Origin of the sequence: Mycobacterium sp. DL592, assembly GCF_011694515.1 — a bacterium.
Lineage (GTDB): Bacteria > Actinomycetota > Actinomycetes > Mycobacteriales > Mycobacteriaceae > Mycobacterium.
Window position 1 is genome coordinate 1,478,463 of sequence record NZ_CP050192.1, and the last position, 15,083, is coordinate 1,493,545.

At 67.1% G+C, this 15,083-nt stretch carries 14 protein-coding genes; 9 read left to right on the forward strand and 5 right to left on the reverse strand.

From position 1 onward, the window contains the following. Nucleotides 1-10: 10 nt before the first annotated feature. Nucleotides 11-1,192, reverse strand: a complete 1,182-nt coding sequence (locus tag HBE64_RS07210; RefSeq protein ID WP_167099664.1) for a cytochrome P450 — start codon at nucleotides 1,190-1,192, stop codon at nucleotides 11-13. 150 nt (nucleotides 1,193-1,342) lie between these two features. On the opposite strand from HBE64_RS07210, the gene HBE64_RS07215 reads away from it, so the two are divergent. Continuing rightward, nucleotides 1,343-2,740, forward strand: a complete 1,398-nt coding sequence (locus tag HBE64_RS07215) for a xylulokinase (protein WP_167099667.1) — start codon at nucleotides 1,343-1,345, stop codon at nucleotides 2,738-2,740. On the opposite strand, the gene alr is transcribed toward HBE64_RS07215, so the two are convergent. The 4 genes from alr to HBE64_RS07235 all read right to left on the reverse strand — a co-directional run bounded on the left by alr (nucleotide 2,728) and on the right by HBE64_RS07235 (nucleotide 7,400). Then, nucleotides 2,728-3,840 carry an alanine racemase gene (alr, locus tag HBE64_RS07220; protein WP_167099670.1) on the reverse strand — a complete coding sequence of 371 codons (1,113 nt, stop codon included), beginning with the start codon at nucleotides 3,838-3,840 and terminating at the stop codon, nucleotides 2,728-2,730. The two genes, HBE64_RS07215 and alr, sit on opposite strands and share 13 nt — an antisense overlap. A 1-nt stretch (nucleotide 3,841) precedes the next feature. Beyond that, nucleotides 3,842-4,861, reverse strand: coding sequence for an aminotransferase class IV (locus HBE64_RS07225; RefSeq protein WP_167099672.1), 1,020 nt, complete (start codon nucleotides 4,859-4,861; stop codon nucleotides 3,842-3,844). 24 nt (nucleotides 4,862-4,885) lie between these two features. Then, nucleotides 4,886-6,412 (reverse strand): APC family permease, encoded by a 1,527-nt coding sequence (locus HBE64_RS07230; protein WP_167099674.1) that lies wholly within the window; start codon nucleotides 6,410-6,412, stop codon nucleotides 4,886-4,888. Nucleotides 6,413-6,518: 106 nt separating this feature from the next. Further along, nucleotides 6,519-7,400, reverse strand: coding sequence for a LysR family transcriptional regulator (locus HBE64_RS07235; RefSeq protein WP_167099676.1), 882 nt, complete (start codon nucleotides 7,398-7,400; stop codon nucleotides 6,519-6,521). Between the two features lie 172 nt (nucleotides 7,401-7,572). On the opposite strand from HBE64_RS07235, the gene HBE64_RS07240 reads away from it, so the two are divergent. Genes HBE64_RS07240 through HBE64_RS07275 form a run of 8 tightly spaced genes read left to right on the forward strand, consistent with a single transcriptional unit; the run spans nucleotide 7,573 to nucleotide 15,082 of the window. Next, entirely contained in the window at nucleotides 7,573-8,391 is an 819-nt protein-coding gene (locus tag HBE64_RS07240; protein WP_167099678.1) for an SDR family NAD(P)-dependent oxidoreductase, read from the forward strand. 46 nt (nucleotides 8,392-8,437) lie between these two features. Next, nucleotides 8,438-9,112, forward strand: coding sequence for a TetR/AcrR family transcriptional regulator (locus HBE64_RS07245; protein ID WP_167099680.1), 675 nt, complete (start codon nucleotides 8,438-8,440; stop codon nucleotides 9,110-9,112). A gap of 5 nt (nucleotides 9,113-9,117) precedes the next feature. Next, nucleotides 9,118-9,312 (forward strand): ferredoxin, encoded by a 195-nt coding sequence (locus HBE64_RS07250; RefSeq protein ID WP_167099682.1) that lies wholly within the window; start codon nucleotides 9,118-9,120, stop codon nucleotides 9,310-9,312. 3 nt (nucleotides 9,313-9,315) lie between these two features. Beyond that, complete coding sequence (locus HBE64_RS07255; protein ID WP_167099684.1) at nucleotides 9,316-10,557, forward strand: cytochrome P450; 1,242 nt, start codon at nucleotides 9,316-9,318, stop codon at nucleotides 10,555-10,557. A gap of 36 nt (nucleotides 10,558-10,593) precedes the next feature. Beyond that, nucleotides 10,594-11,763, forward strand: coding sequence for an amidohydrolase family protein (locus HBE64_RS07260; RefSeq protein WP_167099687.1), 1,170 nt, complete (start codon nucleotides 10,594-10,596; stop codon nucleotides 11,761-11,763). Next, the gene (locus tag HBE64_RS07265; RefSeq protein ID WP_167099690.1) at nucleotides 11,760-12,998 is read left to right on the forward strand and encodes a Xaa-Pro peptidase family protein; all 1,239 of its coding nucleotides are present in this window, start codon (nucleotides 11,760-11,762) and stop codon (nucleotides 12,996-12,998) included. Before HBE64_RS07260 ends, HBE64_RS07265 begins: the two co-directional genes overlap by 4 nt. Continuing rightward, entirely contained in the window at nucleotides 12,988-14,115 is a 1,128-nt protein-coding gene (locus tag HBE64_RS07270; protein ID WP_167099693.1) for a Xaa-Pro peptidase family protein, read from the forward strand. Before HBE64_RS07265 ends, HBE64_RS07270 begins: the two co-directional genes overlap by 11 nt. Continuing rightward, a complete protein-coding gene (locus tag HBE64_RS07275) occupies nucleotides 14,108-15,082 on the forward strand; it encodes an enoyl-CoA hydratase/isomerase family protein (RefSeq protein ID WP_167099696.1) in 975 nt (324 codons plus the stop codon). The genes HBE64_RS07270 and HBE64_RS07275 overlap by 8 nt, the downstream gene beginning before the upstream one ends. Nucleotide 15,083 lies beyond the last annotated feature (1 nt).

Genomic DNA, 15,083 nt, shown 5'->3' on the forward strand with positions numbered 1-15,083 from the left:
GTAGTGGAAATCAGGAAGTGAATGTCGGCATGGCTTCCCAGCCGCGTACGGCGGTGGTCGGCGACTTGACCGCGTTCGGCCAGTCGACCTCCCAGGAGGGGAAGCGCTTGAGGATTTCCTCCAGGGCGATGCGCCCTTCCATCCGCGCCAGCGCGTTACCCATGCAGAAGTGAGTTCCGGCGCCAAAGGTCATGTGCGACTTCTGTTCCCGGTGAATGTCGAAGACATCGCCGTCGGGGGCGAAGCGGCGGTGATCGCGGTTGGCGGCACCGACGAGCATCAGCATCGCCGAGCCGGCAGGCACCGTCTGTCCGTAGTACTCGACGTCGCGGGTGACGTAGCGGGCGATCTGCAGCGCGGGTGGCTCCCAGCGCAGGATCTCCTCGATCGCCTGCGGGATCAGCGCCGGGTTCTGCGCGAGTTCGCGACGCTGCTCGGGATGCTCGGCCAGCGTCTTTCCGGCCCAGCCGATCAGCCGGGTGGTGGTCTCGGCGCCGGCGGTGGCGATCACCGTCAGGTACAGCAGCAGCTCTTCGCGGTGCAGCCGGCGCACCGTGCCCGTCTCGTCTTCGAACTCGGCGTTGAGCAGATCGGTCATGATGTCGTCCGACGGATGCTCGACCCGGTAGTCGACGAATTCTGCGAACACCTCGCCGGTGGCCAGCAGGTCGATCTTCTCCGACTGCAGGGTCGCCTCGCCGTGGTCGGTGATCTGGCGCTGCCGGTCCTCCGGAATGCCCAGCAGCATGCCGATCACCCGCATCGGCATCTGCTCGCCGAGATCGTTGACGAAGTCGAACCGCCCGGTGCCCACCAGCGGGTCCAGGCACCTGCGGGTGAACCCGCGGATCTGTGGTTCCAGGGCCGCGACCTTGCGGGGGGTGAACACCCGGGAGAGCAGGTTGCGGTGGATGTTGTGGATCGGCGGATCCTCGAAAATCAAGGTGCCGGGCGGGATTTCCATACCCGATTTGATGATCTCCAGCAGCGCGCCGCGCCCGGAGATGAACGTCTCGTGGTCGATGAGTGCCTTGTTGACGTCGTCGTGGCGGCTGACGGCGTAGAAGTCGTGCTCCGGGTTGTAGTACAGCGGCGCTTCCTCGCGCAGCCGGGCGAACATCGGATAGGGATCGATGTTGAGCTCGACGTCGTAGGGGTCGTAGTGGAGATCGCTCTCCGCGCTGACGGTCACGCGGGCAACTCTGACAGTTGGTTCTCAACGGTGTCAATGACGTGCGCAAAGTGAGAGAATTAGGTTCTCTTCCTGCTCGGTTAGCACCGTATGTCGATTGATCCCGCCGACGGCGGGAGGGTTGAATGGTCCAGTGGCGGTAACCGGGATATGACACTCGTTGCAGGCGTGGACTCGTCCACCCAGTCGTGCAAAGTGGTGATCTGCGACGCGGCGACCGGCGCGGTGGTGCGCTCGGCGGCCACCCCGCACCCGCCCGGCACCGAGATCGATCCCGAGCACTGGTGGCGGGCTCTGCAGCGCAGCATCGACCAGGCTGGCGGCCTCGGTGACGTCGAGGCGGTGTCGGTCGGGGGCCAACAGCACGGGATGGTGTGTCTGGACTCCGGCGGAGCGGTGGTGCGCCCGGCGCTGCTGTGGAACGACACCCGATCCGGCTCGGCCGCCGCAGACCTGGTCGACGAACTCGGCGCGGCCCGTTGGGCGGCCGAGATCGGGGTCGTGCCCGTCGCGTCGATCACGGTGTCCAAGCTTCGCTGGCTGTCCGACCAAGAACCGGGCCATGCCGACGCGACAGCCGCGGTGTGCCTGCCCCATGACTGGTTGACGTGGCGGCTGCGCGGCAGCTCCGACATCACGCAGTTGACCACCGACCGGAGCGACGCGAGCGGCACCGGGTATTTCTCGGCGGCAACCGGCGACTACCGCGACGACGTGCTGACCGCGGCGATGAGGGGCCGTCGTCCCATTCTGCCCTGTGTGCTCGGGCCGCATGAGACGGCCGGTACCGCGGGCGGGATGGTCTTCGGGCCCGGTGCCGGTGACAATGCCGCTGCCGCACTGGGTTTGGGTGCGGGCGTCGGAGACTGTGTGATCTCGCTGGGGACGTCCGGGGTGGTGAGCGCCGTCGGTGAGTTGGCCCCGCAGGACGCCGACGGCCTGGTGGCCGGATTCGCCGACGCCACGGGCCGGTATCTTCCGCTGGTGTGCACGCTCAACGGCGCGCCCGTGCTGGCCGCCGTGGCCGCCATGCTGGGAGTGGACCTCGAGGAGTTCTCCCGTCTGGCATTGAGTGCCCCGGCCGGAGCGCAGGGTCTGGTCTGGGTGCCCTACTTCGACGGTGAGCGCTCGCCGAACCTGCCCGATGCCGCCGGGGCGCTGCACGGGGTCAGCGGTCGTAACCTGCTGCCGGCCAACGTGGCCCGCGCAGCTGTGGAAGGCTTGCTCGCGTCGATGCAATTCTGTCTGGGCAAGATCGCCGACCAAGGCGTCGAGGCCGACCGGGTGGTGATGGTCGGCGGCGGGGTGCGCTCGGAGGCGGTGCGCCGGATCGCCCCGGCGGTGCTCGGCCGTCCGGTGGTGGTGCCCGAGCCGGGCGAGTACGTCGCCCTAGGCGCCGCCCGTCAGGCCGCCTGGGTGTTGTCCGGGGCCGAGGCGCCACCCGTGTGGTCGACCGGTGCCGCGATCACCTATGAGGCCGAGCCCACACCGTCGGTGCTCGAGCGCTACGGTGCCGCCCGGCTCCGCACATTGGGTCAGGACACGTAGCGGCGCACGGTCCGTCCACGGACGCCCGAGAGGATCTCGTAGTCGATGGTCTCGGCGTGACGCGCCCAGTCCTGCGCGGTCGGCTCACCGGCCGCACCGGTGCCGAACAGCACCGCTCGGTCGCCCTCGGTGACCCCGGCACCGTCCGGGCCTAGGTCGATGACGAACTGGTCCATGCAGATTCGTCCGACATTGCGGAACCGGCGCCTGCCGATCGCAACGCTCACGGTGTTAGACAGTGCCCGCGGCACCCCGTCGGCGTACCCGCACGCGATCACGGCGATCGTGGTGTCGTGTGGGGCGACCCAGGTGTGGTTGTACGAAACGCCCTGCCCGGCAGTGATTTTCTTGACCATCGCGATCTCGGCGGTCAGGGTCATGGCCGGGATCAAGCCGAAGTTCCCCGGTGTCGGCGCCCCTCCGTAAATGGCGATACCGGCGCGCACCAGATCGCGCGACAGATCGGGACGGGTCAGTGCGGCCGCAGAGTTCGACATGTGCACGACCTGCGGCGGTACTCCGACTCGGCGCAGGTCGGACACACACGCGTCAAGTCCGGCCGCCTGGTGATCGTTGAGCCGGTGGTGTGGCTCGTCGCCGCGGGCCAGATGGGTCATCGCCGTCCGCAGGATGATCACGCCGCGCGCCGCGTACTTGGCCACCGCATCGCGAAGCTCCGGCCAGGCTGCAGGCGGCGCGCCGCTGCGCCCCAGACCGGTGTCGACCTTGACCCCGACCGTTGCGGTAGTGCCGAGCCGCTCTGCGGCAGCGACCAAGTCGCTGAGCTGCCGCACCGAGGAGACCACCACCTCGACATCTGCCGCGATGGCTCCGGTGAAATCGGTTGTCGCCGTATGCAACCAGGCGATCACGGGAGCGCCGATACCCGCGCGGCGTAAGGACAGCGCCTCCTCGACCGTGGCCACGCCCAATTCGACGGCACCGGCGCGTAACGCGGCCCGGGCGACCTGGTTCGCGCCGTGCCCGTAGCCGTCGGCCTTGACTACGGCCAGGACCCCGGCCCCGGCGCAGCGGCGCACGGCGGCTACGTTGTGCTCGATCGCGCCCAGGTCCACCACGGCCTCGACCGCGGCGGCCACCTCAGTAGTCGATGGCCTCGATGAGCGGCGACGGCTCGTCCATCAACGCCCAGAAGCGATCCCGGATCGCCACCGTCACCGGCCCGGGGCGTCCGCCGCCGAGTTCCTCGCCGTCGAGGGCCACGATCGGGGTCACGCCGCCCGCCGTCGTCACCGCCATCAACTCGTCGGCGTCGTAGAGATCGCGGCTGGTCACGTCACCCAGGGTGGCTTCGATACCCATTGCGCCAGCGATCTCGAAGACCGTCTTGCGGGTGATGCCGGGCAGCGCATTGCGCGAGGGCGAGAACAACTTTCCGCCTTTGACGATCACCACGTTGAAACCGGGCCCCTCGGCCACGCAGTTGTCGGCGTCGAGCAGGATCGCGGTGCGCGCGCCGCGGTCCTTGGCTTCGAAGCTGGCTGCGGTGAGGTCTCCCCACTGGTAGTTCTTGATGGTGGGATCGACGGTGTTGCGCCCCGCTCGGCGAACGTGGCGCGGCACGACGGCGGTGGTACCGAAGATCTGCTCCTCCGGCGGGAAGGCCCACAGGTAGGGGATGGCGTAGATGTACACCTGGTGGTTGAGCTTGGACAGGTCCTTCTCGCCCTTGCGTTTTCCGTAGCCGCGGGTGACCGTCAGGTTGACGAACGATTCCCGCAGCTGTGACAGCGCTACGCAGCGTTTGGTGATCTCGGCCAGCTGGTCCTTGGTCATTCCGGCGTCCAAGCGCAGCTTCGCGGCTCCGTCGAGCAGGCGGTCAAGGTGATCGCCGAGCCGGAAAATGTTGCCATGCCAGACGTGGGCGACGGTGTAGGTCAGGTCCGAGTGGCCGAAGCCGGTGTCGAAGATGGAGATTCGCGCTTCGGACGCGGGCAGGTATTCGCCCTCGATCCACGCCGCGCCGCCGGCGAACTGGCTGGAGTTGTCCAGTTCGTAGTCGCTGTACTGGATCACCGAGCCTTCCGGGGTGGCCTCGCGGATGGCGCCGGGCTCGACGCTGACCAGATTGCTGGCGGAGAAATCGGTGTTGATTGCCATGGGGGAGTGTCCCTTTCGAGGTGACTAGTTGTTGTTCAGGTGGGTGCGGGCGAAGTCCGATCCGGCTTCGCCGCGATTCAGTCGGTTGCGCAGGCCGGTGCCCCACCACAGCGCCGCGACCGCGACGATGCCGAGGAACACCCAGCCGTTGCCGGCGAACTGGGGCAGGAAGACCAGGGCGACGGCGACCGCGAGGAAGACCACCAGCGCGGTGATGTAGACCGGGAGCCGGAAGCGGCCCAGGTCGAACGTGCGGGGCTCACCCTGGGGGATGGTGCCCTTGCGCACGCCGATCAGCAGGCCGACGGTCTGCAGGATGTAGACGGAGAAGAACAGCAGCGAGGCGATGCCGAGGATGTAGTTGAACGCCTTCTCGTTGACCAGAGCCGACAGCAGCAGGACCGTCGACAGGCAGCCGAGCCCGATCACCGCGTAGGTGGGCGCCTTGGTCTTGGGTGATACGTGGCGCCAGAGCCGCGAGCCAGGCAGCATATTGTCCCGTGCCATCGAGTAGGTCAGCCGGGTGGCGACCAGGATGTTCGACAGCAGGCAGGCCAGGATATTCGTCAGGGCCACGGCGACAACGATTTTCGTGACCACGGGGCCGGCCTGCTGGTTGATGATCTCCTCGATCGGCGCTGCCGAGTTGGCCGCGACGGCGGCTTCGTCCCGGATGGCGAGAACGTAGACGATGTACATCAATAGCTCGATCACCACCGACGTCACCAGGGCGTAGAACATCGTGCGGGGCACCACGTAGCGGGCGTTCTTGGTCTCCTCGGCGACGTCGGCACCGGATTCCACCCCGATCAGGCCGAAGAACGGCCCCAGCGCCGCGGCCAGCCAGGCAAGCACGTAGGAATCCTTGTCGCCTGCCGTCCCGCCGGTGAACAGCGCCGAGATCGGCTGATGGTGGTCCGGGGCGGAGAACGCGATGACGGCCACCAGCAGCGTCGCACCGACGGTGACCACCAGTTCCAGGCTGACCCCGATGTTGTTGACCAGGGTCGCGAACCGGACGCCGTAGATATTGATCAGCACGCACAGAAACACCACGGCGATCGCGACGAGGATCTGTTCGCTCTGAGTCATGTTCCAGCCGAAGAGCCCGCCCAGATAGCCCGACAGGATGAACCCGACACCCGTCATGCCGCTGATCCAGCCGAGCAACGCGACGAATCCGGTGAACCAGCCAAGGCTGGGGCCGTTGATGCGGCTGGTCCATTGGTAGGCGTAGCCGGCCAGCGGGATCTTCGCCGTCAGGTCGGCGGCGATGAACGCCCACAGCGAGAACACCACGGCGGCGAGCAGCAACGTCCACACGAACGGCCCGCCCGCGGTGAAGTAGCCGGCGCCGAACCCGGTGAATACCGCCGTGGTCGCGCTGATCGTGGCGAAGCCGATGGCGAACGACCCCACGCTCCCCACCGACCGGTCGAGCCGCTGCTGGTAGCCGAACTCGGCCAGCCGGGCGTCCTCGCTCTCTCCCGGTATCGAAGCGGGAGGCAGGGGAGATGGTGAATGAGTCGAGGGTGTCAGCGCATCGGTCATGGTCACTCCAGGTCAGGCCGGATCGAGAGATCAACTGCAGCTAGGAAAACCCGCCGTGAACCCTTTCGGAAGTTCCAGCTTTCAATGGACTGATAATCAATGGTTATCAGTGCGGTTCGTCGCCGAAATTCCAGTGCGCTCCGACATGCGCCACCAGGGCCTCGGCCTGCGGTGACAGCCGTTCGGGATGCCACGCCAGCGCGGTATAGCTGGGCGGCCTGCCGGTGATCGGGACATAGGCGATGCCAGGGCGGTCGTAGAAGTGCGCCACCGAGGATGTGGTGAAACTGATGCCGAGGCCGCGGGCGATCATGGTCGTCTCGGCTTCGTAGGTCGCGGCGACCCCGGCGATCGAGGGTGGACGGTTGCCGCGGACGTCCATCGCCAGCCAGTAGTCGCGCCAGCTGCCCGCGGTCAGGGGAGCGCAGACGATCGGCTCGTCGAGCAATTCGGTGATGTCGACGTCGGCTCGCTGGGCCAGCGGGTGATCGCGCGGCAGGCAGGCGACCCAGGACTCGGCGTCAAGGATCAGCATGCGGTGGTCGGGCAGGTCGACCGGGGGCCGGATCAGCGCCACCTCGGTGATTCCGTCGCGCAGGCCGGCGGTTGGGTCGGCGAAGTCGTATTCGGTCGGCTCCACGATGACGCCGGGGTGCGCGGCTTCGAAGTGCCGCACTATCCGGAACAGCAGGTCCGCTCCGGTGCCGATCAGGTAGCCCAGTCGCAGGACTCCCTGCTGGGTACCCGACAGCGTCACCAGGTTGGCCACTACGGCGTCGATACCGGCCAACGCCTGCTGAACCTGCGGCAACCAGGCTGCGCCGAGGTCGGTCAGGGCGACCTCGCGGGTGTTGCGGGTGAACAGGACGACACCGAATCGATGCTCGAGTTGCTTGATGGCGGTCGACAGCGCGGGCTGGGTGATGAAGAGGCTCTCGGCGGCCCGCCGATAATTCAGCTCGGTGCCCAGCGCGGCGAAGTACCGCAACTGGCGCAGTGTGACATCGGGGTTCGTGATGCCTCCCGGGTCGACGGGGTGGTGACGGGCTCCAGTGTGCGTCGAGTGTGAGCCGCATGGTGCGCGGCGGTGAGCGATCCGTCATCCCATCATTTAAGTCAGCCGCTTGACTTGATTCGCGGCCACCGAGTTGACTGCCGGGATGGGAAACGAATTGGCAGGCAGGGTCGCGGTCGTCACCGGCGGTGCGTCAGGGCTCGGCGCGGCGGTCGTCGAACGCTTCGTGGCCGAGGGTGCGGCCGTGGTCTTCGGTGACGTCGACGCCGAGCGCGGCGCCGCACTGGCCGGCCGGCTCGGTGAGCGGGCGGCGTTCGTCGCGACCGACGTCGCGCAACCCGAGCAGATCACCCGCCTGGTCGACACCGCCGTCGACCGCTTCGGCGGTCTGGACGTGATGGTCAACAATGCCGGCATCTCGGGCACGATGCACCGCAGCTTCCTCGTCGACGACCTCGCCGACTTCGATCGCGTGATGGCGATCAACCTCCGGGCGGTGATGGCCGGAACGCGAGATGCCGCCCGGCACATGGCCGAAACCGGTGGCGGCTCGATCATCAACGTCACCTCGATCGGCGGTATGCAGGCCGGCGGCGGGGTGATGACCTACCGGGCCTCCAAGGCCGCGGTCATCCACTTCACCAAGTGCGCGGCGATCGAACTGGCCGACCACGAGATCCGGGTGAACTGCCTGGCACCGGGCCACATCCGCACGGCGATCGTCGCGTCCTCGGCGGCCGGGATGGATCCGGAGAAGGTCGCGAAGTTCGAGGCCGGTATCCGGGCGCAGATGCGCGCCGACCGCCCATTGGAGCGTGAGGGCACCGCCGCCGACGTCGCCGAGGCGGCGCTGTTCCTGGCCGGTGACCGCTCGCCCTACATCACCGGAACGGTGCTTCCGGTCGACGGGGGGACGGCAGCCGGCAAGCCGAACCCGAAGCGGAAAACCAACCCGAGCTCTTAAATCAATCGCTTGACTTAATCCGTAGAGCGGAGTTGACTTGCCGACGATGACCACCGTGACCACCTCCTCTACCTCGTCCCGGAGCTCCCGCACCGATCGGGCCAGCCTCACCCGGGAAGCGATCCTGACTGCCGCCGAGCGGCTGTTCGCCGAGCATGGTGTCTTCGCGGTCTCCAACCGCCAGGTCAGCGAGGCCGCCGGGCAGGGCAACAACGCCGCCGTCGGATACCACTTCGGCACCAAGACCGACCTGGTCCGGGCGATCGAGCACAAGCACGCCGTCCCGGTGGAACGACTGCGCGAACAGCGGGTCGCCCAGGTGGGGGAGTCCGCCGAGTTGCGCGACTGGGTCGAGTGCCTGGTGTTGCCGCTGACCGATCACCTGACCGCACTGGGCAACCCCACCTGGTACGCCCGCTTCGCCGCACAGGTGATGGCGGACCCGGCCTACCACAAGACGGTCACCCGCGATGCGTTGGCGCTGCCGGCCCTCGTCACCGTCCTGGAGGGCATCAACCGCTGCCTGCCCGAGGTGCCCGCCCCGGTGCGCATCGAGCGCAACATGATGGCGCGCAACCTGTTGATGCATACCTGCGCCGAATACGAGCGGGCCCTCGCCGAAGGCTCACCGCTGCCGATAAACAGTTGGCGCGCAGCGGCTTCCGGTCTCATCGACGCCATCGTCGGGCTGTGGCTGGCCCCCGTGACACGACAGGTTTAGCAGCGATGAAGGTCACCGTAGACCAGAACAAGTGTGTGTCCTCGGGTCAGTGCGTGCTCAACGCCGCCGAGGTGTTCGACCAGCGCGACGAGGACGGCGTCGTGATCCTGCTGACCGACAACCCCGCTGAAGACCTGGCCGACAGCGTGCGGCGCGCCGCCGTGGCATGTCCGGCGCAGGCCATCGACGTCGAGGAGTGAGCCATGTCCGACACATTGACGACTGACCCGACCGAGGCGGCCGGCGCCGTACCGGACTATCCGATGGCCCGCGCCGCGAGCTGCCCGTTCGCCCCGCCGCCGAAGCTCCTCGAGATGACCGAGACCAGACCGCTGTCGCGGGTGCGGATCTGGGACGGCAGCACTCCGTGGCTGGTGACCGGCTATGAAGCGGCCCGTTCGCTTTTCGCCGATCCGCGGATCAGCGTCGATGACCGAAAGTCGGGATTCCCGCACTGGAACGAGCACATGCTCGTCACCGTCAACAAGCGGCCGCGCTCAGTGTTCACCTCCGACGCCGAGGAGCACACCCGCTTCCGGCGGATGCTGTCCAAGCCGTTCACCTTCCGCCGGGTGGAAACACTGCGCGGCGTCATCCAACAGGTCACCGACGAGTGCATCGACGAGATCCTGGCCGGACCGCAGCCCGCCGATATGGTCGCGAAGATCGCCCTGCCGGTGCCCACGCGCGTCATCAGTGACATGCTCGGCGTGCCGTACGAGGATCACGAGTTCTTCCAAGAACACGCCAACGCCGGGCTGGCCCGCTACGCCGCGGCCGACGCCATGCAAAAGGGCGCGATGTCGTTGCACCAGTACCTGATCGACCTGGTCGAGAAGAAGCGCAAAGAGCCCGCCGAGGACGCGATCTCCGATCTCGCCGAACGCGTCAACGCCGGCGAGATCGACGTCAAGGAAGCCGCGCAGCTGGGCACCGGCCTGCTGATCGCGGGGCACGAGACCACCGCCAACATGATCGGACTCGGTCTGCTGGCGTTGTTGCAGAACCCTGAACAGGCTGCGCTGCTGCGTGATTCCGATGACCCCAAGTTCATCGCGAATGCGGTCGAGGAGTTGATGCGTTACCTGTCGATCATCCAGACCGGTCAGCGCCGAGTGGCCCTCGAAGACATCGAGATCGCCGGCGAGACCATCAAGGCCGGCGAGGGCGTGATCCTGGATCTCGCCCCGGCCAACTGGGATCCCGCCATGTACGCCAACCCTGAGCAACTGGATCTGACCCGGGACGCCAGCCAGCAGCTGGGATTCGGCTACGGCCGGCACCAATGCGTCGGCCAGCAACTGGCCCGTGCCGAGATGCAGATCGTGTTCCCCACTGTGCTGCGCCGCATGCCCAACATGACGTTGGCGATCCCCTTCGACGAGGTGCCGTTCGCGGAGGATCACCTCGCGTACGGCGTCTACGAAGTCCCCGTTACGTGGTGAAAAACCGCTATCCACAGCCCGATTGGAGCATCACCGATGTCAGCACCCACTAGCACGCTCTATCCCAGCGGTGGTCTCGGCGCACCCAAGGACCGACACACCCACGCCGACGACGACAACGGGCTGCCCGCAGGCACCGAGGTGTTCTCCGCGGACAACCACATCTCGTTGTCCGAGGACATCTTCTACGAGAAGTTCCCGCCGGAACTCAAGGAGAAGGCGCCCCGCATCTGGTACGAGGACGGCGCCTACATGGTCGGCAAGGCCAAGGGCCAGACCTTCCTGCCGCTGGACTTCAGCCGCGTCCTGATGCAGTACGACGACCTGGCCGGCGCCGCGACGGTCAACATCGACGCCCGCATCGCCGAGTTGCACGACGACGGCGTCGACAAGGAGCTCGCGTTCCCCAACGCCGTTCTGGCGCTGTTCCACTACCCGAACATGGAGTTGCGCGAGCGGGTGTTCCGCATCTACAACGAGCACATCGCCGACGTCCAGGAGCGCAGCAACGGCCATTTCCACGGTGTCGGATTGATCAACTGGTGGGATCCCGATGGTGCCCGCCGGACCCTGGCCGAGGTGAAGTCGTTGGGGCTCAAGACGTTCCTGCTGCCGCTGAACCCGGGCAAGGGCGTCGACGGCGAGATCATCGACTACGGCAGCACCGCGTTCAGCCCGGTGTGGGACGAGATCGAGTCGGCCGGACTGCCGGTCTCCCACCACATCGGCGAGACACCGCCCAAGACGCCGTGCGAGGTCAACAGCGTCGTCGTCGGCATGATGATCAACGTCGACGGCTTCCGCGAGACCTTCTCCAAGTACTTGTTCTCGGGCATCCTCGACCGGCACCCGTCGCTGCGGGTCGGCTGGTTCGAGGGCGGCATCGCCTGGGTCGCCACCGCGCTGCAGGACGCCGAGCATCTGCTGGCCTCTTATCAGCACATGTTCAATCGCCGAGTCGAGCACGACATCCGGTACTACTGGAACAAGCACATGAGTGCCTCGTTCATGGTGGATCCGCTGGGCCTGCGACTGCTCGACGAGATCGGTGTGGACAACGTCATGTGGTCGTCGGACTACCCGCACAACGAGAGCACGTTCGGGTATTCGCAGAAGTCGATCAAATCGGTGGTCGACGCCGTCGGCCAGGACGCGGCAGTCAAGATTTGCAGCACCAACATCAAGAAGTTCCTGGGCGTCTCATGACCACGTCACTGACGGGACCGGTGCGGTCCCTCGCCGATATCCCGACACACCCCGATCGCACCCGGATGCGTGCCGAGACCGGAGCGCGGCTGCGTGCGGCGATGGCCGAGCGCGATGTCGGAGCGCTGATTCTGTTGGGCAACAACGCCGTCACCTATGCCACCGGCACCAGCTGGCCGCTCGGTGACGCCGGCCTGTCCCATGTCGAGCGCCCGGTGGCGCTGGTGCTCGCCGACGATCCGGCACCGCACCTGTTCCTGCCGTTCCGTGAGGGCGCGGCCGAGGAGACCGAGCTGCCCGCCGACCATCTGCACGGGCCGGTCTATCTCGAATTCGACGAGGGCGTTGAGCATTTCGCCAAGACGCTCGGCGATCTGGTGCCGCGGGGGACCAGCATCGCCGTCGACGAGCTCACCGGTGCGATGCGCCGCGCACAGAGCCGGTTGTTCCCCGACGGCAACCCCGGTGATGCCGCCGTGGTCGTCGGTGCCGCCAAGACCGTCAAGACAGCCGACGAGATCGGCTGCATCCACAAGGCGGTCCGCATCACCGACACGGCGATGGTCGACGTGCAGCGAGCGCTCGCTCCGGGAGTCCGGCAGATCGACCTGTCGGCTGAATTCCTGCGCCGCGCCTTCGAACTCGGCGCGGTGGCCAGCATGCTCGAGCCGATCTGGCAGGTCATGCCCAACACCAAGGCCGACGGGGTGTGGACCACCCACGGCGACCTGGCGCTGCCGCTGCTGTCCACCGAACGCGCACTGCAGGCCGGCGAGGTGTTGTGGACCGACGTGTCGATCACCTACGGCGGGTACTGCTCGGACTTCGGCCGGACCTGGACCGTCGGGGTGGACCCGACCGCGCGCCAGCAGGCTCAGTACCGCCGGTGGAAGGACATCATGACGGCGGTCCTGGATGTCACCCGCGCCGGTGCGACGGCCGCTGATCTGGGCCGGGCCGCGATCGCGGCCAACGACGGAACCAAACCTTGGCTGCCGCACTTCTATCTGGGCCACGGTATCGGTGTCAATGCCGCTGAAATGCCGATGATCGGAACCGATCTCGGTGACGAGTTCGACGAGAACTACGTCCTGCAGGCAGGCATGGTGCTGGTGCTGGAGCCCGTGGTGTGGGAGGACGGCACCGGCGGTTACCGCAGCGAGGAGATCATCGTCATCACCGAGGAAGGCTGGATCAAGTTGACCGACTACCCGTACTCGCCCTATGGCGACTGAAGTCCTGGGCGACGAGCGCGTTCTCCGCACCGGGCGGCGGGCTCGCGCACTGGCCCAGATGGAAGCCCACGACCTGGACGTCCTTGTCCTGGGCCGGCAGTCCAACATTCGCTATGTCAGTGGCGCCCAACAACTCTGGGTGGCCGGCACCCGGCCGTTCGCGCCGTCGTGTGTGTTGCTGCGCAACGGTGCGGTGCACCTGCTGAGCACGTGGGACGAGGGTGTGCCGGAGGACATTCCGCACGAGAACCTCTACGGCATCGCGTGGAACCCGGTGAACACCATCGAGAACCTGAAGAAGATCCCGGGCGCGGCCAGTGCCCGGCGGGTGGGCTCGGACGCGCTGTCGCCGGGCTTCGCCCAGCTGTTGCCGCTGGCGTTTCCCAACGCCGAGCTGGTCGACGGCGAGGCGGCCATGCAGGCGGCCAGGAAGGTCAAGACCGCCGAGGAGATCGAGGCGCTGCGCGAAGCCGTCCGGGTCGCCGAGGTCGGACTGGCTGCGGCACTGACCAGCGTTCGCGACGGCGCCTCGGTGCAGGACCTGACCGCGGTGCTATTGGAGGCGATGACCGCCGGAGGTGTCAGCAGCCCGGCTCACCAGGACGCGGTGTGGGTGACCGCCACCGACCATCCGTGGCGCAGAGTGACCGGCGAGGGCCTGGTGCACGACGGTGACCTGGTCGCCTTCGCCTCCGGAGTGCTCGATCGCGGCTACATCGGGGAAGTCGGCCGCACGGTTCCGATCGGAGAGCCCACCGCGGCCACCCGCGACCTGTTCGAACGATCGCAGCGACTGAACACCGCGTTGCTCCGAGCGTGTCGCCCGGGAGCGCCCAACGCCGGTCTACTGGCCGCGTACGAGGCTGTGGGCGAACCACTTCCGGTGGTTCCGGTGGCCCACGGGCTCGGGGTCGGCTTCGACTCGCCGGTGGTCTCACCGCAGCTGGCCGCGACCGCGGCTGCCGAACACCTCGAGCCCGGCATGGTCCTGGCCGTCACCGGATACGTGTTCGAGCCGGGTGTCGGTGCGGTGTTCCGTCGCGATTCGATACTGATCACCGACGACGGGGCCGAGGTTCTGACGTCGAGCCCGGCCTGGGGCGACCCGAATGGCTGAGGCCACACGGCCGCCGGCCGAGGAGATCATCCGCTACGAGAAGAACCCGAAGACCAGGATCGCCACGATCACCTTCGACCGGCCGGAGTATCTCAACGCGCCGACCGCCGCCGCGCGGCTGCGGTATTCGGATCTGCTGTACCAGGCCGGCGTCGACGACGAGGTGAAGGTTCTGGTGATCCGCGGCGTCGGCGACGACCTGGGCAGCGGCGCTGATCTGCCCGAGTTCATGGAGATGCAGGAGGCCGAGGACGAAGGTCCGCGGCTGTCGGAGTTCCGGATCGCCGCCGGTGAGGTCAAGTACCCGCCCAAGGGTTCCTTCCGGCGGGGCGCCACGATCAGTTCCTGGTATGCCAGCCCGCATTCGGGAATCAGGACGTTGCAGGACTTCAAGAAGATCTCGATCCTCGAGGTCAAGGGGTACTGCTACGGCTGGCACTTCTACCAGGCGGCCGACGCCGACCTGGTGATCTCCTCCGACGACGCCTTGTTCGGCCATCCGTCGTTCCGCTACTACGGGTGGGGACCCCGCATGTGGTGGTGGGCGCAGATGATGGGCATCCGCAAGTTCCAGGAGATGGTTTACACGGGCCGGCCGTTCACCGCCGCCGAGATGGCGGAATGCAACTTCCTCAACAGCGTGGTGCCTCGCGAGGACCTCGAGGCCGAGGTCGACAAGTACGCGCAGGCCTGCGCTCGCAACCGCCCGACCGACACGGTGTTCCAGCAGAAGATCTTCTTCGAAGTGATGAAGCAGTTCCAGGGCGAGTACATGGGCAGCCTGCTGGGCGGCTACTTCGAGTCGATGGGGGCGAGCATCGCCCACGACGAAGGCGATCTGGACATGCACGAGGCCCTCGACGAAGGCCTCTCGGGTGCGGTCAAGGACAACGACAGCAAGTTCCCGCCGGAATGGCGACTGTCGAAGGCGGGCCGCAAGAACGGCAAGCCGAAGAAGAAGAAGTAGC

Bases quoted from the DNA above. Each gene is read 5' to 3' on its own strand.
- HBE64_RS07215 (WP_167099667.1), top strand. From the start codon at position 1,343: ATGACACTCGTTGCAGGCGTGGACTCGTCCACCCAGTCGTGCAAAGTG.
- HBE64_RS07225 (WP_167099672.1), bottom strand. From the start codon at position 4,861: ATGGCAATCAACACCGATTTCTCCGCCAGCAATCTGGTCAGCGTCGAG.
- HBE64_RS07230 (WP_167099674.1), bottom strand. From the start codon at position 6,412: ATGACCGATGCGCTGACACCCTCGACTCATTCACCATCTCCCCTGCCT.
- HBE64_RS07240 (WP_167099678.1), top strand. From the start codon at position 7,573: ATGGGAAACGAATTGGCAGGCAGGGTCGCGGTCGTCACCGGCGGTGCG.
- HBE64_RS07245 (WP_167099680.1), top strand. From the start codon at position 8,438: ATGACCACCGTGACCACCTCCTCTACCTCGTCCCGGAGCTCCCGCACC.
- HBE64_RS07250 (WP_167099682.1), top strand. From the start codon at position 9,118: ATGAAGGTCACCGTAGACCAGAACAAGTGTGTGTCCTCGGGTCAGTGC.
- HBE64_RS07255 (WP_167099684.1), top strand. From the start codon at position 9,316: ATGTCCGACACATTGACGACTGACCCGACCGAGGCGGCCGGCGCCGTA.
- HBE64_RS07260 (WP_167099687.1), top strand. From the start codon at position 10,594: ATGTCAGCACCCACTAGCACGCTCTATCCCAGCGGTGGTCTCGGCGCA.
- HBE64_RS07265 (WP_167099690.1), top strand. From the start codon at position 11,760: ATGACCACGTCACTGACGGGACCGGTGCGGTCCCTCGCCGATATCCCG.
- HBE64_RS07270 (WP_167099693.1), top strand. From the start codon at position 12,988: ATGGCGACTGAAGTCCTGGGCGACGAGCGCGTTCTCCGCACCGGGCGG.
- HBE64_RS07275 (WP_167099696.1), top strand. From the start codon at position 14,108: ATGGCTGAGGCCACACGGCCGCCGGCCGAGGAGATCATCCGCTACGAG.